This window comes from Nostoc sp. FACHB-888, assembly GCF_014696655.1.
Classification (GTDB): domain Bacteria; phylum Cyanobacteriota; class Cyanobacteriia; order Cyanobacteriales; family Nostocaceae; genus Nostoc.
Map to the genome: position 1 here is coordinate 1 of NZ_JACJQM010000371.1, position 2,395 is coordinate 2,395.

Sequence of the window (2,395 nt, forward strand, 5' to 3'; positions counted from 1 at the left end):
TTGGTCTTCGGAACTTGATGCAGATGAGTACTCTGACAACCCGGAAGCATCACCAGCAGACTCCCATGCTCCAGCCAAAAGTCAGTAGGCTTGCCCCCAACGGGCTTGATTTGGAATTTCCTCACCGAACCTAAACTGATTGATGCGATCGCGGGATTTAGCCCCATTGATGATTCACTGTCGTTATGCCAGCCGATACTGTCTTGTCCGCTCCTATATTGATTGCCAATGACGATGCGAAAGTTATAACCAGCAGTTGCGGTGATTCTGTCGCGTAACTTAGCCAGAGCGTCTGTCCAAGGTAGTGGTTTGAGTAGTACGCTTTTAGAGTAGAGGTAATCACAGCCTTCATCGCCATAAATGCACTCTAGGCGAGGTACAGGCATTGTTTTACCCAGCATCCTGATTTGATTTTGTTGCCATTGCAATTGTTGACAATGTTGGTAGAGTGCGTCAGCTTCAGTAAGAGTGAGAAACTCTGGATAATAGTTGACTGGTAAAACTATGGTAGGTTCATCAAAAAGTGACATCTGTTTCATAAATACTTCCCTTGGGCTATTGCCCGTACAATCTCAAAAGCCCGTTCTTGTGAAATAGCCTGTTCTGGGTTCTTGTAAAATCCAGCGATCGCCGACTTGGGACGAATAATAATTTGCTGCCCTGTTGCGCGTTTGTCCCACACAAAACATGAGATGGTAACGTTATCGGTAGCCCAACGAGTACCCCGTTTGTCTTTCCGAAAGCAGAAGCGTGGCATGATTAGAACAAGTGACGGTGGATATTGCTGTAAGAAATCCGCCCGATCATCACAGGGTTCGAGAAAGCTGGTAAGTAAAAAAGCAGCGACACCCACACGCGCTTTCTGGTACGCATTCTTGATAATTGGTGCAGCAAATTCCGCGTATGGTGGATTAGTACAGATCCAGTCGCATTCTGAAAATTTATCCCAAGACTCGGTTAAAGTTGCGTCGTAGTGATAATCTGCGTCTTTGTGAACGTCAATGTCATTAGTCCAAATTCTTTGGGTGTCTGGCCATGCTCGAAGTAAAGAAGCGATCGCTCCATGTCCTACACAAGGCTCACCAATCACACCAGATAACGGAACATGGCGCAGTAATTCCGTAGTAAACCACGATGGGGACTCATAAAAGTTCAGTGGATGTCGGGTGACAGTCTCGATGACAGTGATTTCTGGTGCTAATAATGGTGCAACAGTCATACTTCATCCTCACTAACTTCAATGTGGCTTAAAGTCTGAAGTTCAACAGCTAATCCACTTAAGAAATTTTGGAGTTCGACTGTTGCCAATTCTTTGGATATCTCTTTTTCTGACGTATAAATAAGTTGCTTGTGATGCCCAAAGTAAACTTCTGTACAAGTTAAGTTTTGCTCTGTGTCAGTTAACAGAGTTAAAGTAAATCTTCCAAGTTTACAAAAGTAATAAGGACGTTTTGGAATCCAAGACTTTCCGGGTTGCCAAGTGATTTGGGGTTTTTTACCAATGTGAACGCTGATAGATTCAAAATCAACGTGGAAAATATTCAGTAAAGGAAGCATTTCGCCACTGTTGTAATGGTCTACAACGTGCTGTCTAATGCCTAGTTCTGCTAAACCTTCAGGAATATCAATGTGAGCTTCAGATAAAATTTTTTCAACTACTGTGACTATGGCTTTCATATCCGTTTAACCATCTTGTAATTTGTAAGAAAATATTTAGGAAGGTGTATTACTCGCGCTTCAATTAAACCCGTGGCAACGAACGTTATTCAGGGAATAAACAATCAGTTTCATATTCGTCATCATCCTCATCTGAACCTTCATCTTTGATAGATTCAAATTCTTCGATTGCAAAAATAGCCATAGCCACACACGCTCTTTCTGCTGGATGTGTAGCTGATTGCATTCGATATGATTCGGGGACTACATAGCCTTGGATCGCGTAGAATTTCTTAGCTAGTTTTTCAATCAATACATCTTTCTGGAAGTAGCCGAGTTCCATATCTTTTCCCCTCAAGGTAGAATTTGCCTTTGTTGTAAAAGTCTTAATTCTTGATTACTGGGCGATCGCTCTACTTGACCGATGACCGATGACCGATGACCGATGACCAATGCCCAATGTCCATCAAGCCGTTACTAAAGATTTTCTAGCGAAAGCACCTGCCTGCCTTAGCGCTGCACCAGGGCTAGGGTGAGCAAAGAACTCTTCTATAGCTTTGGTCAACCCGTCGGCAACAGCCGGATCGTGACAAGCGTAGACATAGATGGGCTGTTGCACACCGTTAACCAATCGCGTTTCTTGGTGATCGCCTAGATGTGGGTAAAACGTGCGAACCCATGTCCCAAGATGTCCCCGATAGTGAGCGCCGCTCAGGGGGACTTTCTTTCCAAGTTCTCT

The 2,395-nt window shown here is 43.9% G+C and carries 4 protein-coding genes and 1 pseudogene; all 5 read right to left on the reverse strand.

Features of this window, described 5'->3' with window-relative positions; all coding sequences use genetic code 11:
• On the reverse strand, positions 1 to 539 hold a 539-nt coding region (locus H6G26_RS40930), incomplete at its 3' end, for an alpha-ketoglutarate-dependent dioxygenase AlkB (protein WP_190737786.1).
• Positions 536 to 1,219, reverse strand: coding sequence for a hypothetical protein (locus H6G26_RS40935; protein ID WP_190737788.1), 684 nt, complete (start codon positions 1,217 to 1,219; stop codon positions 536 to 538). The genes H6G26_RS40930 and H6G26_RS40935, both read right to left, overlap by 4 nt.
• Positions 1,216 to 1,677, reverse strand: coding sequence for a hypothetical protein (locus tag H6G26_RS40940; RefSeq protein ID WP_190737790.1), 462 nt, complete (start codon positions 1,675 to 1,677; stop codon positions 1,216 to 1,218). Before H6G26_RS40940 ends, H6G26_RS40935 begins: the two co-directional genes overlap by 4 nt.
• 85 nt (positions 1,678 to 1,762) lie before the next feature.
• Positions 1,763 to 1,999 (reverse strand): hypothetical protein, encoded by a 237-nt coding sequence (locus H6G26_RS40945; RefSeq protein ID WP_190737789.1) that lies wholly within the window; start codon positions 1,997 to 1,999, stop codon positions 1,763 to 1,765.
• Positions 2,000 to 2,122: 123 nt separating this feature from the next.
• Positions 2,123 to 2,395: pseudogene (locus H6G26_RS40950) on the reverse strand (hypothetical protein); the annotation flags it as partial.

What these genes read in the sequence shown, in the direction of transcription:
- H6G26_RS40935 (WP_190737788.1), bottom strand. Translation starts at nt 1,219, where the DNA reads ATGACTGTTGCACCATTATTAGCACCAGAAATCACTGTCATCGAGACT.
- H6G26_RS40940 (WP_190737790.1), bottom strand. Translation starts at nt 1,677, where the DNA reads ATGAAAGCCATAGTCACAGTAGTTGAAAAAATTTTATCTGAAGCTCAC.
- H6G26_RS40945 (WP_190737789.1), bottom strand. Translation starts at nt 1,999, where the DNA reads ATGGAACTCGGCTACTTCCAGAAAGATGTATTGATTGAAAAACTAGCT.